The sequence below is a fragment of the Rhodococcus globerulus genome (assembly GCF_019334125.1).
Taxonomy (GTDB): Bacteria; Actinomycetota; Actinomycetes; order Mycobacteriales; family Mycobacteriaceae; genus Rhodococcus_F; species Rhodococcus_F globerula.
In genome coordinates, this window is sequence record NZ_CP079698.1 from 6,342,950 (window position 1) to 6,368,221 (window position 25,272).

The window sequence follows — 25,272 nt, forward strand, 5'->3', positions numbered from 1 at the left end:
CGCGTCATTCCGAGTTTCGGAGTGACGCGCCGTTTGCGCGTCCACTCCCCTGTCGGTAAAGGAAATCTCCGATGAGCACAGATACAGCCTTGGTGATCGGACTCGGTAACCCCGGCCCGCAGTACGAAAAGACCCGGCACAACATCGGGTTCATGGTTGCCGGCACCCTGGCGGGCCGGATGGGCGGAAAGTTCAACGCGCACAAGAAGAGTGGGGCCGAGATCGTCGAAGGCCGCTTGGCCGGCCGACGCGTGATCCTCGGCAAGCCGCGCTCGTACATGAACCTCTCCGGTGGTGCCGTGGCCGGCCTGGCCCGGTTCTTCTCGGTTGACCCGTCGAACATCATCGTCGTTCACGACGAGCTGGATCTCGACTTCGGAACCATCCGCCTCAAGCTGGGCGGCGGCGAGGGCGGCCACAACGGTTTGCGCTCCATCTCGAGTTCACTCTCCACCAAGGACTACCTGCGTACGCGCGTCGGCATCGGCCGCCCGCCCGGCCGGATGGACCCGGCCGACTACGTACTCAAGCCGTTCTCCGCAACCGAGCGCAAAGAACTCGATCTGGTCTGCGAAGAAGCCGCAGACGCAGTGGAGTTACTCCTCGAACTTGGACTCGAAGCAGCGCAGAATCGCCTGCACTGACCTTCACTTTCCGATCAGGGCGGCGGAGTTGGACCGTCGCAGTTTTCCCGACGACGTTTTCGGGATACTGCCGGGCCCCAGAACCGCGACGGCGCGTGGCCGCAGACCCACTTCGGAGAACACCGCCCGGATCACATCGTGCTCGATACGGGAAACTTCCTCGGGGTCCTCGAACGCGTTGGTCTCGACGGCAACTGCAAAGCTCTCTCGCTTCCGTCCGGCGTCGAGCCGAACAGCCACCGCATTTCCGGGTCGCACCCCGACCACCGTCGCGGCTGCCCGCTCGATATCGGTGGGATACACATTGCGGCCGCCCATGATGATGACGTCCTTGACCCTCCCACACACCACGACGAGGCCCTCTTCGGTGAGGTAGCCGACGTCGCCGGTGTTGAACCAGCCGTCGGCGCCATGCGCGGATCGGCGACCTTCGGTGGTGATGTACCCGTGTGTGACGGCCTTGCCTCGAACCTCGATGATTCCGACGCCTCGAGCCGGCAGCACCTCCCCATCTCCGTCGACGACGCGGCCCTCCAAGTCCGGAACAAGTCTCCCCAGAGTCGCGAGAGCCCGCGCGTTGGGCCGGTTCGAAGGAACCGCCCGCGACATCGCATCGAGAAAATCGGGATCCACGTAGTCGACGATCGCCCCTTGACCCGGGTCTGGGATGGACACCGCCAGAGTTGTCTCGGCCATGCCGTAGGCCGGTGCGAGCGCCGTCGGGTTCAATCCGAACCGTGCCCCGGCCTTGGTGAGGGCGTCCAAGGTGTCGGGGTCGACGGGTTCTGCCCCGTTCCACATGTAGCGGACCGTGGAGAGATCCACAGCGCCGTCCTCCGCTTGCGCCAGCCGTCGAGCAAGAAGCGAGTACGCGAAATTCGGTGCGGCCGTGACTGTTCCACCGTACTTTCCCATCAGTTCCGCCCACAGGATCGGGCTGCGGAGAAAGTCCAACGGCGTGATGCTGACGACCTCGGCCCCCAATTGCATGGGAACACTGAGGAATCCGACCATTCCCATGTCGTGGAATAGCGGGAGCCAACTCACCATGACGTCCTCGTCGATCGAGAACTTGATGCGATTGACCATCGCGTACGCGTTGACGTGAAAGTTCTCGTGCGTGATCTGCACAGCTTTCGGCGAACCGGTCGAGCCTGACGTCAACTGCTGCAGAGCGATATCTGATTCCGCGGTGTCGACCGGATCGATCGCCCGACCCGTTCGCAGTTCGTCGATCGTGACCACCGTGATGCCGCTGGCTTCGAGGAGTGGTTTTGCCGCGTCGAACGGGCTCCCGACAATGACCGCCCGCGCGGCGATCATGTCGATCACCTTCTGGGTGTCCTGCGCCCACACCGCCAGATCGGTTCGCGGTGTCGGCTGGTGCAGCATGGTCACGGAAGCGCCGCGCATCCAACTCGCTTGACAGGCCGGCGCGATGTCCACCGGTTGACCGGCCAGGATTCCGACCGCGACCCCGTGATCGATCCCGGCGTCGGCCAATCCACCCGCCATCCGGCGCGCTTGCCGATGAATGTCGCTCCAGGTCTGTCGCAACGGGCTATCCGGTTCGCCCGTCACCATGCCGTGATCGCTGACAGCGGCACTCTTGTACATCTCGTCGGTGAATTTGCTCAATGCTGCTCCTCAGAACGCCTGAATACAGTGCCGAACCCGTCATGTGATCCAGCGCACACCTATCTGGATAATCAGACAAAGTTCGCCGAGTGTTACTGCAAATTCGTGGGCGAGTATCCTTTCTCTGTTGTGCGTCCGCACCCGTGCTTCATCGCGCTACGCCCACTACTCCCACTGCGAGAGGTTCTTCGTTGACTACCCCGTCCGACTCGACTGTCCCCACCGACTCGACTGTCCAGTCCGACACCGGTGCCACATCCGCTCCGGTCAGCACGAAGGGCCTCGCGGCCGAAGCTGCACGTCGTCGCACCTTTGCCGTCATCTCACACCCCGACGCCGGTAAGTCGACGCTCACCGAAGCGTTGGCCCTGCACGCAAAAAAGATCTCCGAAGCCGGCGCGGTCCACGGCAAGGCCGGACGCAAGTCGACGGTCTCGGACTGGATGGAAATGGAGAAAGCCCGCGGCATCTCCGTTAGTTCCACCGCGCTGCAGTTCAACTACCACTCGTCCGAGACCCCCGACGATCAGATCAACGTCATCAATCTCGTCGACACCCCCGGCCACTCCGACTTCTCCGAGGACACGTACCGCGTCCTGACTGCCGTCGACGCGGCTGTCATGCTCATCGACGCCGCCAAGGGCCTCGAACCGCAGACGCTCAAGCTGTTCCAGGTGTGTCGTCACCGCGGCATCCCCGTCATCACGGTCATCAACAAATGGGACCGTCCCGGCCAGACCCCGCTCGAATTGCTGGACGAGATCAGTGAGCGCATCGGCCTCACACCTACTCCCCTGTACTGGCCCGTCGGCATCGCCGGAGACTTCCGCGGCCTGCTGCGACGCGGCGAGGACGGCGAAGCTCGCGAATACGTCCGGTTCACCCGCACCGCCGGTGGCGCAAAAATCGCTCCCGAAGAAATCATGGACGCCGACGCCGCCCTCGCCAAGGAAGGCTCCGAGTGGGAAACCGCGGCTGAGGAGAGTGAACTGCTCTCGGCTACCGGCCAGGACCACGATCAGGAAATGTTCCTTGCCGGGCAGACGTCCCCGGTGATCTTCGCGTCCGCCATGCTCAACTTCGGTGTCCGCCAGATCCTCGACACCCTGGTCGAGTTGGCGCCGCCGCCGCGTGCCCGCGACGACATCAACGGCAAGCCGCGCGAGGTCACCGATCCGTTCAGTGCAGTGATCTTCAAGGTTCAGGCCGGCATGGACACCGCGCACCGTGACCGCTTGGCGTTCATGCGCATCGTCTCGGGCGTCTTCGAGCGCGGAATGGTTGTCACGCACGCCCAAACCGGCAAGCCCTTCACGACCAAGTACGCGCAGACGGTATTCGGCCGTGAACGTTCCACCGTCGAGTCCGCGTTCCCCGGCGACGTCGTCGGCCTGGTCAACGCCACCGCACTCGCACCCGGCCACACGCTGTACACCGAAAAGAAGACCGAGTTCCCGCCGATCCCGTCCTTCGCGCCGGAACACTTCTCGATCCTGCGTGCCGAGAGCGCCGGAAAGTACAAGCAGTTCCGCCGTGCCGTCGACCAACTCGATTCCGAGGGCGTCGTGCAGATTCTCCGCAACGACATCCGTGGCGACGCGTCGCCCGTCATGGCGGCTGTCGGCCCCATGCAGTTCGAGGTCGTCGCTGCTCGGATGAAGGCGGAATTCAACGTCGAAGCCAAGATGGAACCGCTCGGCTACGCACTGGCACGACGCACCGACGCCGCATCCGAGGTCGAGCTGAACCGTCAGCGCGGCGTAGAGGTCTTCACGCGCTCGGACGGTGTCCTGCTCGCCTTGGTCAGCGACAAGTGGCGCCTGCAGTACATCCAGAAGGAACTCCCCGATCTGACGCTCGAACCACTCGTCGCCGCTGCAGACTGATGAGCCTGATCGAGGCGCTGTTCGACGCCGAACTTCACATCGGCAGCGCCACGATCTTGTGGCGGGAGATCATCGGGAACACCTTCGGCATCGGCTCGGCAATTGCCGGGGCCCGGCGTTCAGTGTGGGCATGGCCTGTCGGTATCGCCGGAAATGCCTTGCTGTTCACCGTGTTCATGGGTGCGCTGTTCCATACGCCGCAGGAGCTCAACCTCTACGGCCAAGCCGGCCGCCAGTTGCTGTTCATCACCGTCAGCATCTACGGGTGGATGCAGTGGCGGCGCGGTGCACGCAGTTCCGGCGACGCAGTGTTGCCACACTGGACGACCCGGCGCGAACGTCTGGCGATGGTCACTGTCATGGCAAGTTGCACAGTGATTTTCGCCTGGGTCTTCACGGTCCTCGGCTCGTACGGCGCGTGGGCAGAAGCCTGGATCTTCACCGGGTCGATCCTCGCCACCTACGGCATGGCCCGCGGCTGGACCGAGTTCTGGCTCATCTGGATCGGCGTCGACGCGGTGGGCGTTCCCTTACTCTTCCGCGCCGGCTACTACCCTTCGGCGATCCTCTATCTCGTTTACGCCTTCTTTGTCGTGTGGGGATTCCTGGCGTGGCTGAAGATTCAACGGCGCACTGCGGTACCCGCGTAGCGATCACTGCGGTACCCGCGTAGCGATCACTGCCGAAGGCGCGTTAGGCAAAACCGACTCCTGGTATGTTTACTGAAATTGTGCAAACCTATGGTCTGTTTACGGGCCTGTCCGACTACGGGCACCAGGAGCACACAGCATCAGGAGCGCACGATGGAAGACACGACTTCGCATGGAGCAAGTAACCCCACCGGGTCGACAAACGGGGCCACCAACGGTTCCGCACATCGACCCGCCAATGGATCACATGGTGGGCTCACCAACGGCTCCGCCAGTTCCACAGCAACAGCCAACCCTGCGCCAAGTAAGCCGACCGACGCCTTCAGCTTTGCACTTCCGACTGACAGCACTGCACTTCCGACTCACGACACTGCACTCCCCACCTACAGCACCGCAGCACACAGCAGCGGAGAGGACCCGTCCATGCCTGCCGCAACACCCACACCTTCCCGTGAATCGTCGCGCAACCTCGAGACTCGTAGCCGCACCGTTGTCCGACGCGACGCCATGGGCGTAGCCGCAGTTCGTGTTGCCGGACGCCTCACCCACACCGAACTTCTTGCCAACCAGGCATCGCCGTCCAGTGCGCATTCGTCGGATCCGACGATTGATCTGGACGAGCTACTGACCATGCTCGGCAGCTACCTGCTCTCGTCGGGGTTCGAGCATCCCGAGATTCACGCAAAGCTCGGCGGGCAGTCCATCGTCGTCAACCTCGTGTCGCCGGAGATCAGCGCGACGTAGCACGACCGGTCAGGGCCACAGGACCTCACGGAGATAATCGCCGTTTTCGGTGCGGCGATACTGCCACCGCTGGTGCCGACGGCCTTGGTCCGCTTGCCAGAACTCGACCGTTTCGGGAACCAGGCACCATGCACGCCAGTTCTCGCAGACATAGCCTGGATCTTTGTCGATGCGCGCCACGGCTTCTTCGACAACTCGGTTGTACTCGTCCGGGTCGGTCAGTACCTGACTTGTCCGGCTCGCTGCCGCCACGGCTCTCGCTGTGACGGAGCGCTCGACAAAGTCAGCGTCCCTGACCGGCCCGGTTTCGGTTTCCACTGATCCCCTGATTCGGATCTGACGCCCTTGCTCGCGCCAGTAGAACGCCAATGACGCATGCGGATTCGCTTGCAGCTCAATCCCCTTCATGGAAACCGAGCTGCCGGAAAACCAAAATCCAGCGTCCGTCACATCTTTGAGGATCAAGTAGCGGGTATCGGGGACACCGCTTTCGTCGACGGTGGACAGCGCGCACACGTGTGGTTCGCGAACACCGGCGGCTACGGCTTCACGCAGCCAGTCCACGAACAGGTCGTTCGGACGGTCGGGAAAGGTCGACGGTGCCTGCGGGGGTGTCCCGGTCAGCGCGGGCAGTCCTCGAATCCAGGACCGGATATCTTCGCCCGTCACCCTGCGGACACAGCCGGAATCGAGTTACCGTACGAGTTCGGCTGCAACATGGCCCACTTGTTCGACGTCAGCCGAAAGCTCGGCATGTCCGAGAGCGACATCACCGACTCCCAGGTCCGCTCGTAACTGGTATGCGAGATCCTCCACTTACCGTCGCTGCACAGGGCATACCTGTCGTGATAAAAAGCCGAACCGCGCATCAGCATGCCGTCCTCCGGCACCACGACGGTATCGGCGAGGCACCACACCCCGGTCGCTGTGTCACCGTCGACGTCGATCTCCGGTTGGCCACACTGATGCTCGGTGATGACATGGGAGCCGAGAGTGTTCTCGAGGAAAGACACAAAAGAATCACGGGAGTCGAAACTGAGTTGCTCACCGTAGATTGCGGTGGCGTCAACCGTCAGGGTGTCTGCGAATTCGACCCAGGATTTAGTATCCAACGAACGCGCATATCGGTACTTGAGCCGTTGGATGTGCACAATCGCTTCGAGATCCATGATCCTCGCCTCTCGTGGAGCAACCACCCGAATCAATCTGAACCATAACCCGCAACGGAATGAATCGGGCATTACCTTCTAAGTTAGTAGATAAGTCACCGGACCACACGCCTTTCGAGGCCGTCGAGCATGATCGTGATCTTGTCGTAAAGCCAAGCCTTCCCGCGACACGTCGGTTCGCCGCCAACTCTCTCCAAGCCGATGTATCGGATGCATTCCTACCGTCCTGGCGCGCCTGCAGCGCCAAACGCCCACACCATCAGGCGCACAATACGATCCGTACAACCTTTCCGACTGCCGCCATCCTGTTTCGATGGCGTTGATTCATTCGCGCGCTTACCACCGGGCCGCGGGTGAGACGTTGGATACCCACTTCTACGACCGATCCAACGGTCGTCGTTACAACGATCTGATCAGCGTTCGCCACCTATGGCATGACGCGATCACGAGCAGGGCGTCATTCACGGTCTCGAGGCAATAAGGCCGGAACTAGTGGCAGCGAGTCTGGTTGTCGACTGACGGATCGATCGTGGTTGTGCGTATCTCGGGCGCCGGGGTCAGAAGCGTCCGGCAGCATCCGCCAGAACGTCGAGGAAGATCGCCGATGTGAGCGCAAATCCCTGGTTGTACCGCGCGTCCGTCGTGATCACATTGCCCGCTTGCACGACGGGTAACCGCTGCCACGTCGGCTGCGTCTTGATGACGTCAAGCGCTTCCTGGTTTCTGGCCTGCGCGATGATCACGTCGGCCGGCGCCAGAACATCGAGTTGCTCGAACGACACCTCGAACGAGTTCTCGGAATTGTTGTCGTCACGGAAGAGAACATCGAGTCCGGAGTCCAGTGCCACGCTGATCCGCAGATTTCGCTGGTGTACAACAAAACCCGTCGGCGTCTGGACGCCGAAGACCAGCTTCCTCCCGCCGAGCTTGTCCTGCAACAACGGACGCAACTCGGCGAGCTTGCGCTCGTACTCGGCGATAGATGCCTCGGCGATGGCAACGCGATCGAGTTGACGCGCTTGCGCCAGCAATGCTCCTCGCCAATCAACCGGATGTCCCGCAATCGGTTCGATATCGTCTCCGACCACCAAGAGCGGTGCAATGGACGCCAAGCGTTCGTTGCCGTACCAGTCGCTCGAGTATCCGATATGAGTCATCACGATCAGATCGGGATCGAGGCCGAGTACCGCCTCGAAGTTCGTCGAGAAATCGCCGGCAACGTTGACGAAGCTCGCGTCCTCGATAGCGCGTCCGGGAAATTGAAACCCGGCGCTTTCATCGGGGAACCAGAAATTGCCTGACCCCACGATCGGGTAGTCCATCATCATCGCGAACTCGAGATCGACCCGGCCGTCGAGAACCACTACACGCTTGGGGCTGCGCGGAACGTCGCCGCTGAACTCCGCCCACGTGTACGGAACAGTGTCCCCGACCGCCTCGGATTCCGCATCCGAGGTTCCGCAGGCGCTCAGTGCGAGTGCCGCTGCCACACCTGCTGCGCCACCGAAGAATTGACGTCGCGAGATGCGGTCGACTATCTGCGCCCACTCGAAATCGGTGACCTGCGTGTCCAAAACGAGTGTCATACCTTCACTCCTTCGATGCGTCGTTGCCGCTCCCGTCCCAGCGGGATGACCAGTGGCGTATGGGAAACCGGATCGTCGATGATGCGGCACGCCATGCCGAACACCTCCTGCACCAGTTCTTCCGTGATGATCTCGGCCGGTGGGCCTTCGGCTACAACCGCGCCGTCTTTCATGGCGATGATGTGAGTTCCGTAGCGACACGCGTGATTCAGATCGTGAAGCACTGCTACCAACGTGTGACCGTCGTTCTCGTTCAGGTCTCGGCACAGCTCCAACAATTCGATCTGATGCGCGATATCGAGGAAAGTAGTCGGCTCGTCCAGCAACACCAGTGGCGTCTGCTGCGCGAGAACCATGGCAACCCACACTCGTTGACGCTGCCCGCCTGACAGTTCGTCGACAAGACGGGCGGACAAGTCCGTTACCTTCGTGGCCTCCATAGCAGTGATGACTGCTGCCTCATCCTCGCGCGACCACTGCCGAATCAGTTTCTGATGCGGATACCGGCCGCGCGCAACAAGATCGGCGACCTTGATGCCGTCGGGTGCTATCGACGTCTGCGGTAGCAGCCCGAGCCGACGAGCAACTTCCTTGGCTGGATACGACGTGATCGCCTTGCCGTCGAGCAGGACAGTGCCGGTGCTGGGCTTGAGCAAGCGCGAGAGCGCCCGCAGAAGCGTCGATTTGCCGCAGGCATTCGGCCCGACGATGACGGTGAAGCCGCCGTCGGGGATGTCGACGTTGAGGTTCTGCGAGATGACCCGCTTGTCGTACCCGATCGTGACGCCCTCGGCGCGCAGCCGATTTGTGTTCTGCCCGCTGGTTTCGTTCACGCTTTTCCTCATTCCTACGCCGGTCACTGCTTGCGGGGATCGCATGGGCGGGGCTCACTGCTTGCGGGCCTCACGTGCGAGGAGCCAGACGAAATAGATACCGCCGATGGACACTGTCACAACTCCGACAGGCAACTGAGTCGGGGCAAATGCTCGCTGTGCGACCCAGTCACTGATCATCAGCAGCGCCCCACCCATTGCGGCAGAAGGCAAGAGCGTCACACCCGCACTGCCGGTCAGTCGGCGCACCAATTGTGGTGCGGCAAGGGAGACAAACCCGATGGGACCGGCCGCCGCCGTCACCATCGCAGTGAGCGCAACACCGAGAACCACCAACGACAGCCTTGTGGGTTCGGCTCGAACCCCGAGTGCCTTGGCCGCGTCGTCGCCCATCTCGAGCATCTGCATCCGCCTGCCCAGCACCAAGATCAGCGGAACCAGCACAACCAGGACTACGACAACCGGCCACACCTGGGTCCATCCCAGTCCGTTCAACGAACCGGCTCCCCACACGGCGGCAGCCATCGCGTCGTCGAGTTCGGCCTTGAGAATCAACCAGGTGTTGACCGATCCCAGCATCGCGCTGATCGCGATTCCCACGATGATCAAACGGAAACCTTGCACACCGCGTTTGTACGCGAGCAGGTATACAACTGCCGCGGTGGCGATTCCGCCGACCAGCGCGCCCACCGCGATCTCGTAGTACGTTCCGCCTACCAGCAGAATGACAACAAGCGCGCCGGTGTATGCACCGGAATTGAAGCCGATGATGTCGGGGCTGCCCAACGGATTTCGGGTGAGCGACTGGAAGATCGCACCGCTCATACCCAACGCCGCACCGAGCATCAACGCCAACAACACCCGTGGCAGACGCCATTCCACGACAACCATGTGGATGCGCGCCGGTGCCTCACCGAACAACGCGCCAAGGACATCGGTGATCGGCACCTGATAGTCGCCACTGCCCAGGGCGATAACGCCGATCCCCAACCCGATGACAACAAGTACGACGCACACGGTGACGGTGCGGACGTCGACCCGAGCCGACCAGCCCTCCTTGGGTGAGCGCACCACCGTGGTGGGGCGCCCGAAATCGATACTCACAGGCCGCTCACCTTGCTTCGGCGCACCAGCAGGATCAGTACCGGAGCACCGATGAAGGCCGTGACGATGCCAACTTGAAGTTCACCGGGGCGCAGCACGATTCGTCCGACCACATCGGAGGCAAGGAGCAGGATCGGCGCGCATACCATCGTGTACGGAAGAATCCAGCGTTGATCCGGTCCGACGAACCAGCGGGCAACGTGTGGAACCATCAGTCCGACAAACCCGATGGGACCAGCAGCTGCAGTGGCCGCGCCGCACAACAGGGTCACGGCAACAACCCCGATCACACGGGTACGGGTGATGTTGGCACCGAGGGAACGCGCAAGGTCGTCACCGAGAGCGACGGCGTTGAGTTGCCGCGCGAGAGCCAGCGCCAGTACGAGCCCGATCAGGATGAACGGTGTCACAGCCAGCACGATGTCCAAGGATCGACCGCTGAGAGAACCTGCGTTCCACTGACGCATCTGGTCGAATGCCGTCGGGGTGAGCAAGGTGATTCCGGACGAGATGCCGCCGAGCACCGATCCGATTGCCACGCCGGCAAGGGTGAGCCGGATCGGAGTGGCGCCGCCTCGTCCGATCGAGCCCAATGTGTACACGATGACGGTCGCGATCACCGCGCCGATGAACGCGAACCAGATGTACGACCAGATGCTGGTCAGCCCGAACACCGCGACCGCAACCACCATCGCAAATCCCGCACCGGCATTGACACCCAGAATTCCAGGGTCCGCCAATGGGTTTCGAGTCATCGCCTGAATCAGTGCACCGGCTACGCCTAACGCCATGCCCACCAGCAGGCCCAGCAGTGTGCGAGGCAATCGCAGATCACGAATGATCACGTGATCGTTGGAATCGTCATAGTTGATCAACGCGTCGACGACGGTCCCGAACGGAATGGTCTTCGATCCGACAGCGATACTCACGAGCACAACACATCCGAGAACTGCCAGGCAGACAACAAGCCCCAAGGTTCGACGCGAATTCGTTTCGACAAGTCCGGCCGGTTGCTTCTGTTTCTCCGCCAGCGATTCGTCGATCAGTTCCGCAGTCTTCTCGCTCTCGTTGACTGCGATAGTCACAAGCCCGCGCTCTCGAGCGTCTTCTCGACTTCGTCACGAATTTCCTCTTCGTCACGATCGGATTGCCACGCCGCATCCAACTGCGCCCGAATCCTCTCGTCGAGCGCTTCGTATTTCGCATTCCATACTTCGGCCTTGTACGTCCAGTAGCCGATCACCTTGTACTGCTCTGCCGGCAACTTCAGTTCATGTCGGAGATACTTGCGGATGTCACGCAGCATCGTGCTTTCCCCTGCCACCCAGACGTATCCGGGGTCGGTGGGCAGATTCAGTGCACGCACCGCGTCCGGTAGTTTCGACGGCGCAATGCCATTGCCACTGCCCACTAACCAGATGAATTCGACATCCGCGGCCGACTCGATCTGCTGCTTGTGCGACTCGTCCACCACCTCGACTATCGCCTTGGCCGACATGCCCGCAGGCAACTCTTCGATCAGGCGGCCCAATGCCGGGAGTCCGGTTGCGTCGGCAACAAACACCTGCCAGGACGCACCGACCGGTGGCTCGTACAGACCGCGGGACTCGCCGATCGCCAGCGCGTCACCAATCGCGGCGTTCTGCGCCCAATCGCTGGCTATCCCACCGTCGTGAACCACGAAATCGACAGTCATACGGCTGGTTTCGGAATCGAACCGTCGCACCGTGTAAGGCTGGCACGGCGAAGCTTCCTCCCCTTCCGGGTATCGCCATCCGCGTGGCGCGTGCGGATCTTCTTCCGGCAGAACGAACTTACCCGTTGCGGGAACCGGGAAATGGAGGCGGAGATACTCGTCACCGACACCTGTTGATCGGAACGTGGTCAAGCCCTCCCCACCGAACACGATCCGGACCATTCCCGGGGTCACGTACTCCTTGAAGAGCACCTCGCCGAACACAAGACTCACGACAATCTCCAACATCGGTGAAACACGAAACGCACAACAACCGCACAAAGGTAAGGCAGACCTTAATTTATTGCAGAGCCGAGGCCACGTCGACAAATTCTCCGTCACAACGGGGTCAACTAGTATCGCAATTCGGCCAGTGCGCCCTATATGGCCTGTTCACGACAAGTTTTGGCATCGGCGTGACTTCATAACAAGCGCTGTCGATCCCTAGCGTGGACCGAGTGTCATCAACGCCGCTTCATCCGAGTAACGATACCGACCGTCCGCTGCTGCCTCAGGCGATCACGCCACGTCAGGTGATCACGCGTGCCATCGCAGCCGAAGGGCGCGGGCCGAAGCTGGCCGCCGCGTCAGTGGGCTTCACCGGGCACCAGGTGGCCGAAGCTCTGGTCCCGGTCGTGATCGGTGCGGTCATCGACCGCGCTGTGGCAACCAGCGACGCTGCGGCGCTCGGCAAGTGGATTCTGGTTCTCGGCATCCTGTTCACAGGCCTGCTGCTCAGCTGGAGAATTGCCGCTCGTATCGCAGACTCGGTCGCCGAGTACGGCGCTCATCGACTTCGGATGGACATCGCCAGACGCGGCCTCGATCCGCACGGCATGAATCCGCGCAGGATGCCCGGTGAGGTCTATTCGATCGCCACCTCCGACGCCGGTTCCGTGGCCGGATTCACTCACACTCTCAGCACCAAACTCGGCGCTGCCTGCGGAGTGCTGACCGCAGCAATCTCGTTACTGGTCATCTCAGTGCCGCTCGGACTTCTTGTCATCCTCAGCACTCCCCCGGTGCTAGCACTGATGCAGGTCGTGAGCCGCCCACTCGAACGTCGAGCCGAAACGGATCAGTGGCAGGGCGCGCGCGCCGGGGCACTCGCTGCCGACTTGCTGGCGGGTCTACGCATTCTTTCCGGCATCGGTGCCGGAGACGCTGCGGCGCAGCGCTATCGAGGTGCCAGCCGGACATCGCTTGATGCCACCTTGCGCGCCCAGCGTTACCAAGCGATGTACTCGGCAGCCAACGTCGCCATCGCGGGCGCTTACCTTGCCGTCATCGCATACGTCGGCGGCAGAATGGCAGCGTCCGGCAGTATTTCGATCGGCGAGTTCATTGCGGTGGTGGGGTTGGCGCAGTTCCTTCGCGGACCGCTGATCGACATCATCTATTTCGGCGCCGGACTGGCCCGTGCCCGAGCGTCCGCGAATCGTGTTGCGGCGCTTATCGGGACGAGCCGCGCCGTCGCCCCCGCAAGCGATCCGGTAGCACTGAATCATTCGGAGTCTCTGACACTTCGTGACGTTGTCCTGGCCGGTTCGGCGCCGGTCGATCTGGATGTCAAGCGCGGCGAGATCGTCGGTATCACCTGCGACAACACGGCCTGGGTCGATGCTTTCATGGACGTGCTGGCGCGCCGGACAGATCCCATCGAAGGATCAATTCACCTGGGTGACAACGCTATCCACGAACTGGATATCGACGAACTTCGCACACACATCCTTGCTGCGCCGCATGACTCCGCGCTTTTCATCGGCACTGTCGGTGAGAACATCCATGCCCTGGCTCCGGTCGGCCACCGAACCGACTTCGCCATCTCCGCCGCCGCCGCAGATCAAGTGATCGAGGCTCTCCCGAACGGCCTTGCCACCGCCGTCACCGAGCAGGGCAACTCACTGTCCGGCGGCCAACGTCAACGAGTTGCGCTCGCGCGCGCGTTGGCGAGCGACGTGCCGGTACTGGTACTGCACGATCCGACCACTGCCGTCGACTCCGTCACTGAAGCGCGCATTGCCCGCGGGATATCCGAGGTTCGCAGTGCTCACGCGACAATTCTTCTCACCAGCAGCCCCGCGCTGCTCGATATCTGCGATCGGGTGATCGAACTGTGAACGACCTACTCCCCACCGCAACTCCCAAACAGGCTCGTACCGAGGCACTTCGGTTGTTGCATCCGCACCGCCTCGCCGCGAGCGGTGCGGTGGTCACCTTGACCGCAGCCACGGCAATCGGCCTTCTCACCCCGCTGATTCTGGGCGAGATGGTAGACACCGTCACGTCTGGTGGAGCCGACATCGTCTCCCGCATCGGAACATTGACCGGGGCCTTGGTTGCCGTTGCCGTTCTGTCCTCGCTGCTGGTCGGTGCCAGCGAATATCTTCTGGCCGGGGTCGGGGAACGCGTCGTAGCGGACCTTCGCGAAGAAGTAGTCGTCCGAGTGCTCGACCTCCCCCAGAGCGATGTCGAGCGCGCCGGGCGGGGCGACCTCGTCTCCCGCATCACCGGTGACGTCCGCCTGGTAACGCAAGCCGTGTCACAGGCGTTGCCGGTGTTTGCCACCGCTGCGCTCACCATTGCGTTGACTCTTGTCGGGTTGGGCGCACTCGATTGGCGATTTGCGGTTGCTGCAGTGATTGCCGCACCGATCCAGGTACGCGCCCTGCGCTGGTACCTCACACAGTCAGCCCCAGTCTACCGACAAGAACGTGAGGCGGAAGGCGCCCGCGCACAACAGCTCCTCGACTCACTGAGTAATTCCGACACCGTCGGATCCCTACGGTTGGCGAAGCCACATCTGGAGCAGATCGAATCCCGTTCACTGACCGCGGTACAGCTCAGCCTGAAGACAACACGACTACGGACCAGGTTTTTCGGTCGTCTCAACATCGCCGAGTTCATCGGGCTCTCAGCAGTTCTGATCACGGGATTCTGGCTCGTGAAGAACGGGCATGCCACCATCGGAGCCGCCACCGCAGCGGCCCTGTTCTTCCATCGGTTGTTCGACCCCGTCGGAGCCGTTCTCAGTGTCTTCGACGAACTACAAGAGGGCACAATCGCTCTGGCTCGCCTTGTCGGCGTCACCCTGGCACCGGTACCTCCGCTTCCGGCCGATCCCCGTGAACCCGTCGACAGCTCCGCGTCGCTCGAGGACGTGACCTTCTCCTACCGCCCGGGCGACGCCCCCGTGTTGCGCGATATCGACATCACCATTCCGGCCGGTACCGTCACCGCGCTCGTGGGAGCCACCGGCGCCGGAAAGTCCACGGTGGCAAAACTTCTCGCCGGCACCTACGGGCCCACCGAGGGCTCCGTGCGAATCGGCACCGTTCCCCGAGATCAACTCTCGCGGAGCACCGCTCGGAGCGCCGTTGCGTTGGTTACCCAGGAAGTGCACGTCTTTGCAGGCACGTTGGCCGAGGATCTGCGTCTGGCCGCCCCGGCAGCAACCGACGCCGACATCGCCTCCGCCCTCGATACCGTCGGCGCCTCGGACTGGGTCGGAGCACTGCCCGAAGGCATCGAGACAGTAGTCGGTGACGGCGGGCATCGCCTCACTGCGACCCAGGCGCAACAGCTTGCACTCGCACGGATCGAACTCCTGAATCCACCCCTGCTGATTCTGGACGAGGCAACGGCAGAAGCCGGCAGCGCCGGCGCCCGCATACTCGACGACGCCGCTCTCGCGCTGACTCGTGGGCGCACCTCGATCACTGTGGCCCACCGGCTCTCACAGGCTGTCGACGCCGACAACATTCTTGTCATGGACGGCGGACGCGTCGTGGAACAGGGTTCCCACGACGAGTTGGTCAACCTCGGCGGCCGGTACGCGCAACTGTGGGAGGCATGGTCGACACCGCGGCGTTGAGAGCCTGTGGCTCTAGAATCGGACTATGGACAGGATCGACCGCGCCAGCCTGGTGATCGAGGCACCACCGACGGTCGTCTACGACGCCCTCCTCGACCGAGAGTCTCTCGAGGCTTGGTTGCCACCGGACGGTATGCGCGGGCGGATCGAGCTGTGGGATCCGCGGCCAGGTGGCGGGTTTCGAATGGTTCTCACCTATCTGGACTCCACCGACAGCCCTGGCAAGACGTCAGCCGCGACGGATGTCGTCGATGTCGGATTCGCCGAACTGGTGCCGCCGGAGCGTGTGGTGCAGCGGGCGGTGTTCGAGTCCGACGACCCGTCGTATGCCGGAACCATGACGATGACCTGGCACCTCGCTGCCGCTGTTAGCGGGACCGAGGTGACCGTCACAGCCACGGATGTGCCACCCGGCATCGATCAAGCGGTACACGAGACGGGGATCGCCTCCTCGTTGGCTAACCTGGCATCGTACGTCGAAGGGCGCGGCTGATTCAGATCAGCGGCGACCGCAGATCAGGCGCGCAGAAGCTCCTGCGGTGCATGAGAGCCACGATTCGGGTGCTTCATCATGGCGCCCGGGGTCCGGCCGGTGACCCTGCGGAAGACCGCGACAAACGCGCTCGGGGTTTCGTATCCCACGCGTCGACTGACCACTGAAACCGGAACCCCGGCTGCGAGATAGGTCAGTGCCGCTCGTACGCGCACCTGAATTCTCCACTGGGCAAAGGTCATTCCCGTTCCCTGGGTGAAGACGCGGGTCAACGTTCGGACGCTCCCGCCGGCAGTCAGTGCCCATTCGGACAGTGACCGCTGATCCGCTGGATTAGCGACCAGTGCTTGGGCGACGAACAACGCTCGCGGATCCGTCGGCATCGGAACCTCGACAGCGGCAACCTCGAGCGGTTGCAGCATGTCGAACGCCACACGCTCGGCACGACTGCGAGCCTCGTCCGGCATGTTGCGACGATGCATGTGCAGCAGAACCTCCCGCAACAAGGCACTCACCCCGAAGAGCCCGGGCACTGTGGCGGGCGCAGCGTGCGCCTCAGGGCGGAAGTAGGTGCAGAAAAACTCGGTACCCGGACCTGCCTTGACCGAATGCAGCACTCCGGCCGGCAGCCACAGGCCCGCCGACGGCGGCACCTCCCACGTGATGCCATCGGCAACAACGGTGAGCATTCCGCCAGAGTTACCCCAGATCAGCTCATGTTCCGGGTGTCGGTGCGCCGCCCACTGGCGCTGATGCGACAACTTCAATGTCACGGTGGTCATCGAATACGGATCGTCGATGACCCGAGGCCCCACGGGCACCAACATTCTCTCCGCAACAGCTGTCATGCAAACGAGTATAGGACTTTCGTTAGGCATACCTAAATAGTAATCCGAAAGTTTCTGAATGTGACCCCCTGGTTACACGTACTTATCGCAGCGCTATCGTGGCGGAACTCCCGACGTCGGGCACACACGAGAACTGGCTGAAAGAGGAACACGATGGTTGACGCATCACGGATTCCCGTCATCGTCGGCGTAGGGGATCTGCGATGGAATCCGGATGACGGGCACCTCGAACCGCTCGACTTGATCTACAAAGCGACAATTGCCGCCCTCACGGACAGTGGAGAGCCCTCGTTCAGTAGCCACATCGACACGATCTACGCGATCAAGACCGTCAGTTGGGCATACGACAACCTCCCCGAGCTTCTGGCCACCAGACTTGGCGCCACCCCCGCGATCACCACCACCTCACCGATCGGTGGGCACTGGCCTGCAGCACTTCTCGATCGAATCGGCGCTGCCATTGCAGACGGCACATCCTCCGTCGCGCTGCTCGTGGGCGGTGAATCACACGCCACCACAACCGCACTGCGAAAATCGGGCGTCGCTCCCGATTCTCTCGGGTGGGCCACCGAACCCGGCGGACCTCCCGGCTTCGATCCCGCCGATCTGGGCGGCGCCGAGATGCAGCGCGCGGGATTCATCGTGCCCACCCGCGTCTACCCACTGTTCGAGAACAGTTTCAGCGAATCGATCGGCCACGACGCCCAAGCGTCCCTGGACTGGTCAGCGCAGATGTATGCCGAGTTCTCAACTATCGCCGCGAAGAACTCGGCGTCGTGGACATCGGAAGTACGTACCGCAGAAGAGATCAGCACCGTCGGGCCGGGCAACCGGATGGTGTCCGAACCCTATCCTTTGATGCTCAACGCCATGCCCTTCGTGAATCAGGCTGCTGCCGTGGTGATCTGCTCCCTGGCGAGGGCCCTCGAATTCGGCATCGACCAAGACAGGCTCGTCTATCTGTGGGGCGGAGCCGGGGCCGTTGATCCGCTGGACATATTGCACAGAAATAACTTTCACAGATCCGAAGCCTTGCAGGATACCGTGGACCGCACACTCGGCAACGCCGGAGTAAGCGCCGAAGCCCTCGATATCGTGGACGCCTACAGTTGCTTTCCGATCGTGCCGAAGCTGTTGATTCACGAACTCGGACTGCCGGGTGACACCGTCCCCAGCGTCACCGGTGGTCACTCGTTCTTCGGCGGACCGCTCAACAGTTACACCCTCCATTCCTTGACCGAGGTGACACGCCGACTCCGATCAGGCGACCAACTCGCCTTGGTTCACGGCAACGGCGGATTTCTCACTTACCAACATGCCGTACTGCTCTCCGCGTCCGCACATGAACGCGGATATGTCGGAGATCCCCAGGCCCGCACCCTCACACCCCATGCACCCGACCTGGTCACCGGCTATGTCGGAAGTGCCAAGATCATCACCGCCACAGTCGAATACAACAGAATGGGCGAACCGGAAACCGGGTTCGTCATCGCTACGACGCCGGACGGCCGACGTCTCGCCGGCCACACCGGCCCCGAGAACGCCGCCGAGTTGACTCAACTCAGCGGCACCAATCCCCCAGCGGTGGATCGTCACGTTCACATCAGCGACGAGAACGGTCGACTCACCCTGAAGTTCTAGCCGCAGTCGGATTGCCTTCGCGCCACCCTAGTCGACAACTACATCTCCAGCCAACATCGCATAGAACCGACGGATCCGCTTGACTAGAGCCACTTTTCAACGCGTTGATCGCGATCATTCTCCCAACTTTGGTCGAAAATGTGTCCGAAATATACCTTGAATCGAAAAGGTGTTCGAGTATAATTGGAGTCACGGGTGGGGAGGCCTTGATGACGACGGTAAGTGATTCAACTGCAGTGGGGGATGTTGTAGCCGGTTCGGCAGTAGGTGTGCGCGCGATGTTGTGGCGGTTACGCCCAGCCGAGGTTCGGGACGTTGCAGTCTGTGCATCGGCGGAAATTCTTCGGCTGGAAGCGATTCGGGTTGCCGCCGTTGATGAATTGGCGCTCAATCCGGACGAGCAGGTGCTCTGCTACCGCGGTGTGGGGCGATGGTTGGCAGCGAACACGATGCTGCAGAACGCGGCCGGTAACAAAATCGCCGCTCTCGGTGCCGCGCTGCGAGGGTTTCCGGACATTAATGCTCAATTCGAGGCCGGTGACCTCTCGCTCGATCATGCGGCAATAGTTGCCGCGTTCTGCGAATCACCACCAAAAGGCATGCCCGACAGGGCGTTGCCGTCCTGCATGAAGACTCTGTTGGCTGCCGCATCCGGGGTGGAAGCGACCACCATCAAACTCCGCTACGCGATTGCGGTCCTCGAGCGGATCTTCGAGTCCGACGACACCCCGCCCGGCGAGGACGATGACCTCAACGTCTTGCGGATCGCTCCGACGTTGAACGGTCGGGTCGCGATCAAGGGCGATTTCGACGCGCTCACTGGTGAAATGTTGTTGTCGGCGCTCTCGGGGTTGTCGATACCGAAACCGGCCGCGGACGGAACCCCGGATCAGCGATCAGCTGCCAAACGAACCGCCGACGCCTTCACGGAACTGATCCGCCGGTACCTCGACAACGCCGTCACCGGTGTTGACGGTGGGCAGCGTCCGCACGTGAATGTGCACATCACCGCGAAAGATCTTGCCGAGCATCGGGAATGCGCCACCATGCGCAGCGAGACAGCCTCAGGTAACGATACCGACGTCAGCGATGGCGAGTTCTACAGCAGTGCATTCGATGACGACGAGCCTGATGTCGAGGATCTTGATGTCGGATACATGCCCTGGATGGGACCACTCCGTGTGAGCCTGACGCGGATGCTTGCGTGCGACTGCATGCTCTCCACCGTCCTGATGGACGGCAACGGCGCACCGCTCGATGCGACGCCGCACAAACGCCTCGTCACGCCCGAACAACGCACGGCGCTGATCGCCCGGGACAAAGGCTGCGCCTTCCCCAACTGCGATGCCGTACCCGCTTGGTGCGACGCCCACCACATAAAACCCTGGTCAGTGGGCGGTCCGACGGTGATGGACAACCTCACCCTCCTCTGCCGTAGCCACCACCGATTGATCCACAGCACCAGCGGGTTCCGCGGCATCTGGGAAATCAAGATGGGCGACGATCACAAACCTTGGTTCATCCCACCAGCTGCGATCGACCCGAAACAACGACGCCGACGCTCCACCACCCGCCAAGGCCCAATGCACCGAGACTGAAACCGGCTCTGCCGGAACTGAATACCGTGTGAGAGCTTCGCATCACCAGCTAGCCGATGCGAAGCCCACACGCATGCGCGGGTTCAAAGATCAGCGTTCCGGATCAGTGCCTATGCACGCAAAAACCCGGCATCGCAAGAAAACTCTCGACACCGGGTTCGCGGGTAACTCACCGCCGATATGGCAGATGCCTCTAGCCGTCGAGTTCCTCGAACAACTCCATCCACTGCTCTTCAGCAGCTTCCTTGTCCGCGAGAACAGTCTTGAGTTCAGCGCCGAGGCTCTGCAACTTGTCGGGGTCAGTGGCCGCATCGGCCAGCGACGCATGCAGCTTCTTCTCCCGATCGTCCAGCTTGGCGATGGAACGCTCGAGCTTCGAAAGTTCCTTACGTGCAGCGCGATCCGCTGCCCCGTCACGAGCCTGCTTACTCTTGGTCGCGCCGCTGGCCGTTGATGCCACAGACGGGTTGTCGCCGTCGCCCATCGCTGCCCGTCGACGCAGGTAGTCCTCGATACCGAGGGGTAGGTTGGTGAGCTTGCCGTCACCGAAGAGCGCCCAGGTGGTGTCACAGATACGTTCGATCAGGTAACGGTCGTGCGAGATGACGACCATCGTCCCGGCCCAGCCGTCGAGCAGATCCTCGAGTTGCTGGAGCGTATCGATGTCGAGGTCGTTAGTGGGCTCGTCGAGGAGCAGCACGTTGGGCTCTGCCATGAGAACTCGCGTCAACTGCAAGCGTCGACGCTCACCACCGGAGAGATCCCCCACCGGTGTCCGCTGACGTGCCGGCGTGAAGCCCAGACGTTCCGCCAACTGACCGGCAGAAACTTCCTTGTCACCCAAGGTGATTCGCTCAGCCACATCCTTGACCGCGTCGAGCACCCGCATATCGGTGGGCAGATCGTCGAGTTCCTGCTTGAGCCACCCGATATGCACGGTCTGGCCCTGAATACGCCGTCCCGCAGCAGGTTCCAGCTCACCGGCGAGCGTGCGCAGCAACGTCGTCTTGCCGGATCCGTTGACTCCGACGAGGCCGACGCGCTCTCCGGGAGCAAGACGCCACGTCAGATCTTCGACCAGAACGCGGCCGTCCGGAGTCTCGAGCCGAGCGTCTTCGAGTTCGATGACAACCTTGCCGAGTCGACGCTGCGCGAACGACGCCAATGCGACGGCGTCGCGAGGTGCCGGGACATCGGCGATCAACGCTTCGGCGGCCTCGATGCGGTACTTCGGCTTGGACGTTCGGGCCGGCGCACCGCGGCGCAGCCACGCCAATTCCTTGCGCGCGAGGTTGCGTCGACGCTCCTCGGAAGCGTCGGCCTGACGGGAGCGCTCGGCGCGGGCGAATACCCAGTCGTTGTAGCCACCCTCGTAGCTTTCGACGCCGCCGCCGACAACTTCCCAGGTTCGCGTGGCGACAGTGTCGAGGAACCAACGATCGTGGGTCACGACCACCAGGGCGCTACGACGCGATACGAGGTGCTCGGCCAGCCACTGCACGCCCTCGACGTCGAGGTGGTTGGTGGGCTCGTCGAGTACGAGCAGGTCCAGATCCTGAACGAGGGCTGCGGCCAGTGCGACGCGTCGACGCTCACCACCGGAGAGTCCGTCGACCTGCGCGTCCAATGCGGAACGCTCGCCGCCGGCGCCGAGGTTGTCGATTCCGATTCCGGAGAGAACGGAGCGGATCCGGGCATTGCCTGCCCATTCATGCTGAGCGACACCCAGCGGACCCAGAACGATATCGCCGACAGTGGATCCGGGAGGCAGCACACCGCGCTGCGTCACGACCGCCATCCGCAGTCCACCGACGCGGCTGACCCGACCTGAATCAGGTTCCTCGACGCCCGCGAGGACTTCGAGCATGGTTGTCTTGCCGCCACCGTTGAGGCCGACGACGCCGATACGCTCGCCCTCCTCGACGCCCATCGACACCCCGTCGAGCAACGGCTTGACGCCGAACGACTTCGACACGTTTTCCAGATTGATCAAGTTAGCCATCAGTGCTGTCCCTTTGCCGCTTTGTCGAGTATTCGTGCTCCGGGAACGGGTCCGCTCGCCACGCGAACGGTGCGGCACACCCCCGCTCCCGCAAGTTCAGCGCTGACATCCACGGCAGACTGTGCGTCGCTGCAGAGGAAAGCGCAGGTCGGTCCTGATCCGGAGACGATGCCGGCCAGAGCGCCGGCGTCGACGCCTGCGCGCAGTGTCCGGCGCAGCGCCGGATTGAGCGACAACGCCGCCGCCTGCAGATCGTTTCCGAGTAGTGGTGCCAGTTGTCGCGGATCGCCGGTGGTGAGGGCGTGGATCAGATCGTCCGCGTCACCGAGTCGGTTTGGGGTGCCCTCGGCCCGCAGCTTGTCGAGTTCGCGGAACACGACCGGTGTGCTCAGCCCGCCCTTGGCCAGCGCCAGCACCCAGTGAAAAGTGTTTCGAGTCAGCACGGGAACAAGCTGCTCGCCGCGCCCGGTTCCCAGCGCGGTGCCGCCATGCAGTGAGAACGGGACATCGCTACCCAGCTTCGCGGCAAAGCCGTCCAGTTCACGCCGCGAGAGATCCAATTTCCAGTACGCATTGAGCGCAACCAACGTCGCCGCTGCGTCCGCGCTGCCACCGGCCATACCGCCGGCGACGGGGATTCCCTTGTCGATGAGAATCTCGACGTCCGTCTCCACTCCGGCTTCGGCCGACAGCAGCTCTGCAGCCTTCCAGACAAGGTTGGTCCGGTCCGTGGGCACGGCGGCGGCGTCATCGCCCACAACACTGACGGACAAACCATCGGCGGCCGACACCGTCACCGTGTCTGCCAGCGACAATGCCTGGAATACGGTGGTCAGATCGTGATAGCCGTCGTCGCGCAGGTCCCCGACAGCCAGATGCAGATTCACCTTGGACGGGGCCCGGACTACTACAGGGCGTGGAACGACGGAGAGCACAAGGTACAACAATAGGCGCTGCGAACACCTGGGCGAAAACCTACAACCGGCTGACGCCTCATTTGACGGCTCGGACACCTACTCCAAGCCCGACAACTGCCACACTCACGGCGGCGACAACCCCGGCCAGAACGCTGCCCGCCGCGAAGTCCCCGGCAAATAGTGCACGCTCCGCATCCACGACATATCCCAGCGGGTTGATATTCACGAGTACCTTCATCCAACCCGGCGCATCGTCGAGCGGAAGCATGGTCCCCGAGAGAATCAGGAGCGGGAACATCAGCGTTTGCTGCACCACCCAGAACATCCAATCCTGCTCCCGCACAGCCAGAGCCAAAGCATAGGACAGGGCCCCGAGCCCGACGCCGAATACTCCGAGCAGAACAATCCCGACTGCCGCGCCGGCAGCATTCACGTCCAATCCGAGTGGTAACGCCACGAGAATGATCAGAATCGCCTGCGCCGCAAGTGGAACCATCTCCTTGCATGCCCGACCGATCAACAACGACGAGCGTCGTAGCGGCGTCACCAACATTCTCTCGTGCGATCCCTGCTGCATTTCGATCAGGAGGTTCGAGCCTGTCATCGTCGTGCCGAAGATCGCGATCATCACCAGCACACCGGGGATGAACCAATTCCACACGCCGTCACCGGTGCCCGGGACGCCTTTGAGCAGCGGACCGAACAATGCGAGCAGAATCAGTGGCTGAATGAGACTGAAGACAACACTGACCGGGTCACGCAACATCGGGCGCAGTTCACGCCCCATCACTATCGCGCTGTCGCGAACGATGTTGCCGCGCACAGCGCGTGGGGTATCGAGTGTGAGTGTCATGGCAAAGTCCTACTTTCTCGAGTGCTCTAGGAAGCGACTGCGGCAGCGCTCTCACGCAGGCTGCGTCCGGTCAGGGTGAGGAAGACGTCGTCGAGCGTCGGGCGGGTGATGTCGGCGGCCAGAGCGCGGGCACCCCGCGCATCCGCTTCGCGCAGAAGCACCGGGAGCGTCGAATCACCCTCGCTCGCACGGATACTCACCATGAGTCCGTCGACGGCAGTCTCCCGCACCGTGACAAGTTGCTGCGCCACCGACGCCGCAACTGCGGCAGCCTCTTCGGTCTCGAACGTCAGCGACAGATGATCGCCCGCAAGGTCCGCCTTCAGCGCGGCGGCCGTGTTGTCGGCGATCACGGTCCCCTCGTCGATGACGATGACTCGCTCCGCCATCGAATCCGCTTCTTCGAGATAGTGCGTCGTCAACACGATTGTCGTGCCCATCTCGCGCCGCAACCGGAGTATGTGATCCCACAAATTGGCCCGACTCTGCGGGTCCATGCCCGTCGTGGGCTCGTCGAGAAACAGTAGCGGTGGCCGATGTACCAGGCCGAGTGCAATATCGAGCCGTCGGCGCTGACCTCCTGACAGCGTGCTGACCTTGCGAGTTCCGAGATCCGCGAGTTCCAGATCGGTGAGAAGTTCGTCAGCCCGACCCTGTGAATCCGGCTTGGACATTCCGTAACACAGTCCCTGCGTCACCAATTCGTCGCGAACCCGCTGGTTGTGGCCGGCGCCATTGCCCTGTCCGACGTATCCGAGACGCGAACGCACCTCGCTTCGCGCATCGGACACATCAAAGCCAGCGATGCGCGCACTGCCTGAGGTCGGTTCGAGCAAAGTAGTCAGCATGCGCAACGTCGTCGACTTGCCGGCGCCGTTCGGCCCCAACAGGGCTACCAACTCCCCCTCCGCAACATCGAGCGTCACGCCTTTGACCGCTTCGACAAGGTTCTTACCCTGCGAGAAGTGCTTGGTGAGCGACTTCGTCTCGATCATCGGACTGCTGTGATTCATGATTGAGCCCCACATTTCTTCTCGATTTCCCGGATGCGGATAAA

The 25,272-nt window shown here is 62.3% G+C and carries 22 protein-coding genes; 9 read left to right on the forward strand and 13 right to left on the reverse strand.

All coding sequences use genetic code 11. The features are described 5' to 3' along the window. Positions 1–71 precede the first annotated feature (71 nt). Positions 72–644, forward strand: coding sequence for an aminoacyl-tRNA hydrolase (pth, locus tag KYT97_RS28855; protein ID WP_219111428.1), 573 nt, complete (start codon positions 72–74; stop codon positions 642–644). Between the two features lie 3 nt (positions 645–647). On the opposite strand, the gene KYT97_RS28860 is transcribed toward pth, so the two are convergent. After that, entirely contained in the window at positions 648–2,282 is a 1,635-nt protein-coding gene (locus KYT97_RS28860) for a fatty acyl-AMP ligase (RefSeq protein WP_033234283.1), read from the reverse strand. Between the two features lie 191 nt (positions 2,283–2,473). Here KYT97_RS28860 and KYT97_RS28865 point away from each other — a divergent pair, with 191 nt between their 5' ends. The 3 genes from KYT97_RS28865 to KYT97_RS28875 all read left to right on the forward strand — a co-directional run bounded on the left by KYT97_RS28865 (position 2,474) and on the right by KYT97_RS28875 (position 5,562). Further along, positions 2,474–4,168 (forward strand): peptide chain release factor 3, encoded by a 1,695-nt coding sequence (locus KYT97_RS28865; RefSeq protein ID WP_033234282.1) that lies wholly within the window; start codon positions 2,474–2,476, stop codon positions 4,166–4,168. After that, positions 4,168–4,818 carry a nicotinamide riboside transporter PnuC gene (gene pnuC / locus KYT97_RS28870; RefSeq protein WP_219111429.1) on the forward strand — a complete coding sequence of 217 codons (651 nt, stop codon included), beginning with the start codon at positions 4,168–4,170 and terminating at the stop codon, positions 4,816–4,818. Before KYT97_RS28865 ends, pnuC begins: the two co-directional genes overlap by 1 nt. A gap of 153 nt (positions 4,819–4,971) precedes the next feature. Beyond that, positions 4,972–5,562 carry a hypothetical protein gene (locus KYT97_RS28875; RefSeq protein WP_141486329.1) on the forward strand — a complete coding sequence of 197 codons (591 nt, stop codon included), beginning with the start codon at positions 4,972–4,974 and terminating at the stop codon, positions 5,560–5,562. Between the two features lie 9 nt (positions 5,563–5,571). Here the strand turns inward: KYT97_RS28875 and KYT97_RS28880 are convergent, their stop codons facing one another. From KYT97_RS28880 to KYT97_RS28910, 7 genes are all read right to left on the reverse strand, one after another. Further along, positions 5,572–6,231, reverse strand: a complete 660-nt coding sequence (locus KYT97_RS28880; protein WP_033234279.1) for a pyridoxine/pyridoxamine 5'-phosphate oxidase — start codon at positions 6,229–6,231, stop codon at positions 5,572–5,574. Further along, entirely contained in the window at positions 6,228–6,731 is a 504-nt protein-coding gene (locus KYT97_RS28885; RefSeq protein ID WP_033234278.1) for a nuclear transport factor 2 family protein, read from the reverse strand. The genes KYT97_RS28880 and KYT97_RS28885 overlap by 4 nt, the downstream gene beginning before the upstream one ends. A gap of 557 nt (positions 6,732–7,288) precedes the next feature. After that, positions 7,289–8,317, reverse strand: a complete 1,029-nt coding sequence (locus tag KYT97_RS28890) for an ABC transporter substrate-binding protein (RefSeq protein ID WP_219111430.1) — start codon at positions 8,315–8,317, stop codon at positions 7,289–7,291. Then, complete coding sequence (locus KYT97_RS28895; RefSeq protein ID WP_187328613.1) at positions 8,314–9,162, reverse strand: ABC transporter ATP-binding protein; 849 nt, start codon at positions 9,160–9,162, stop codon at positions 8,314–8,316. The genes KYT97_RS28890 and KYT97_RS28895 overlap by 4 nt, the downstream gene beginning before the upstream one ends. 42 nt (positions 9,163–9,204) lie before the next feature. Next, positions 9,205–10,254 carry an iron-enterobactin ABC transporter permease gene (fepG, locus tag KYT97_RS28900; RefSeq protein ID WP_033234276.1) on the reverse strand — a complete coding sequence of 350 codons (1,050 nt, stop codon included), beginning with the start codon at positions 10,252–10,254 and terminating at the stop codon, positions 9,205–9,207. Continuing rightward, positions 10,251–11,333, reverse strand: coding sequence for a Fe(3+)-siderophore ABC transporter permease (locus KYT97_RS28905; protein WP_219113195.1), 1,083 nt, complete (start codon positions 11,331–11,333; stop codon positions 10,251–10,253). Before KYT97_RS28905 ends, fepG begins: the two co-directional genes overlap by 4 nt. A 2-nt stretch (positions 11,334–11,335) precedes the next feature. Next, positions 11,336–12,223 carry a siderophore-interacting protein gene (locus KYT97_RS28910; protein WP_245005955.1) on the reverse strand — a complete coding sequence of 296 codons (888 nt, stop codon included), beginning with the start codon at positions 12,221–12,223 and terminating at the stop codon, positions 11,336–11,338. Between the two features lie 224 nt (positions 12,224–12,447). On the opposite strand from KYT97_RS28910, the gene KYT97_RS28915 reads away from it, so the two are divergent. The 3 genes from KYT97_RS28915 to KYT97_RS28925 are packed head-to-tail and all read left to right on the forward strand — an operon-like array spanning position 12,448 to position 16,356. Further along, positions 12,448–14,109, forward strand: coding sequence for an ABC transporter transmembrane domain-containing protein (locus KYT97_RS28915; RefSeq protein ID WP_245005956.1), 1,662 nt, complete (start codon positions 12,448–12,450; stop codon positions 14,107–14,109). Continuing rightward, on the forward strand, positions 14,106–15,863 hold the full coding sequence (locus tag KYT97_RS28920; protein ID WP_219111432.1) for an ABC transporter ATP-binding protein: 1,758 nt from the start codon (positions 14,106–14,108) through the stop codon (positions 15,861–15,863). Before KYT97_RS28915 ends, KYT97_RS28920 begins: the two co-directional genes overlap by 4 nt. Before the next feature lie 25 nt (positions 15,864–15,888). After that, positions 15,889–16,356, forward strand: coding sequence for an SRPBCC family protein (locus KYT97_RS28925; RefSeq protein ID WP_033234272.1), 468 nt, complete (start codon positions 15,889–15,891; stop codon positions 16,354–16,356). Between the two features lie 23 nt (positions 16,357–16,379). Here KYT97_RS28925 and KYT97_RS28930 read toward each other — a convergent pair whose 3' ends face one another. After that, positions 16,380–17,204, reverse strand: a complete 825-nt coding sequence (locus KYT97_RS28930) for an AraC family transcriptional regulator (RefSeq protein WP_033234271.1) — start codon at positions 17,202–17,204, stop codon at positions 16,380–16,382. A gap of 153 nt (positions 17,205–17,357) precedes the next feature. On the opposite strand from KYT97_RS28930, the gene KYT97_RS28935 reads away from it, so the two are divergent. Then, positions 17,358–18,845 carry an acetyl-CoA acetyltransferase gene (locus tag KYT97_RS28935; protein WP_219111433.1) on the forward strand — a complete coding sequence of 496 codons (1,488 nt, stop codon included), beginning with the start codon at positions 17,358–17,360 and terminating at the stop codon, positions 18,843–18,845. Positions 18,846–19,054: 209 nt separating this feature from the next. Then, complete coding sequence (locus KYT97_RS28940; RefSeq protein ID WP_045069265.1) at positions 19,055–20,443, forward strand: HNH endonuclease signature motif containing protein; 1,389 nt, start codon at positions 19,055–19,057, stop codon at positions 20,441–20,443. Between the two features lie 193 nt (positions 20,444–20,636). On the opposite strand, the gene KYT97_RS28945 is transcribed toward KYT97_RS28940, so the two are convergent. Genes KYT97_RS28945 through KYT97_RS28960 form a run of 4 tightly spaced genes read right to left on the reverse strand, consistent with a single transcriptional unit; the run spans position 20,637 to position 25,228 of the window. Next, positions 20,637–22,445, reverse strand: a complete 1,809-nt coding sequence (locus KYT97_RS28945; RefSeq protein WP_045069263.1) for an ABC-F family ATP-binding cassette domain-containing protein — start codon at positions 22,443–22,445, stop codon at positions 20,637–20,639. Continuing rightward, positions 22,445–23,380: a 4-(cytidine 5'-diphospho)-2-C-methyl-D-erythritol kinase gene (locus tag KYT97_RS28950; protein ID WP_033234267.1), complete on the reverse strand. Its 936-nt coding sequence runs from the start codon at positions 23,378–23,380 to the stop codon at positions 22,445–22,447. The genes KYT97_RS28945 and KYT97_RS28950 overlap by 1 nt, the downstream gene beginning before the upstream one ends. A gap of 58 nt (positions 23,381–23,438) precedes the next feature. Further along, entirely contained in the window at positions 23,439–24,215 is a 777-nt protein-coding gene (locus tag KYT97_RS28955) for an ABC transporter permease (protein ID WP_141486338.1), read from the reverse strand. 26 nt (positions 24,216–24,241) lie between these two features. Further along, positions 24,242–25,228, reverse strand: a complete 987-nt coding sequence (locus KYT97_RS28960) for an ABC transporter ATP-binding protein (RefSeq protein ID WP_233363407.1) — start codon at positions 25,226–25,228, stop codon at positions 24,242–24,244. Between the last annotated feature and the right edge of the window lie 44 nt (positions 25,229–25,272).

Bases quoted from the DNA above. Each gene is read 5' to 3' on its own strand.
- KYT97_RS28895 (WP_187328613.1), bottom strand. From the start codon at position 9,162: ATGAGGAAAAGCGTGAACGAAACCAGCGGGCAGAACACAAATCGGCTG.
- pth (WP_219111428.1), top strand. From the start codon at position 72: ATGAGCACAGATACAGCCTTGGTGATCGGACTCGGTAACCCCGGCCCG.
- pnuC (WP_219111429.1), top strand. From the start codon at position 4,168: ATGAGCCTGATCGAGGCGCTGTTCGACGCCGAACTTCACATCGGCAGC.
- KYT97_RS28875 (WP_141486329.1), top strand. From the start codon at position 4,972: ATGGAAGACACGACTTCGCATGGAGCAAGTAACCCCACCGGGTCGACA.
- KYT97_RS28930 (WP_033234271.1), bottom strand. From the start codon at position 17,204: ATGACAGCTGTTGCGGAGAGAATGTTGGTGCCCGTGGGGCCTCGGGTC.
- KYT97_RS28955 (WP_141486338.1), bottom strand. From the start codon at position 24,215: ATGACACTCACACTCGATACCCCACGCGCTGTGCGCGGCAACATCGTT.
- KYT97_RS28940 (WP_045069265.1), top strand. From the start codon at position 19,055: ATGACGACGGTAAGTGATTCAACTGCAGTGGGGGATGTTGTAGCCGGT.
- KYT97_RS28890 (WP_219111430.1), bottom strand. From the start codon at position 8,317: ATGACACTCGTTTTGGACACGCAGGTCACCGATTTCGAGTGGGCGCAG.
- KYT97_RS28935 (WP_219111433.1), top strand. From the start codon at position 17,358: ATGGTTGACGCATCACGGATTCCCGTCATCGTCGGCGTAGGGGATCTG.
- KYT97_RS28885 (WP_033234278.1), bottom strand. From the start codon at position 6,731: ATGGATCTCGAAGCGATTGTGCACATCCAACGGCTCAAGTACCGATAT.
- KYT97_RS28925 (WP_033234272.1), top strand. From the start codon at position 15,889: ATGGACAGGATCGACCGCGCCAGCCTGGTGATCGAGGCACCACCGACG.
- KYT97_RS28945 (WP_045069263.1), bottom strand. From the start codon at position 22,445: ATGGCTAACTTGATCAATCTGGAAAACGTGTCGAAGTCGTTCGGCGTC.
- KYT97_RS28960 (WP_233363407.1), bottom strand. From the start codon at position 25,228: ATGAATCACAGCAGTCCGATGATCGAGACGAAGTCGCTCACCAAGCAC.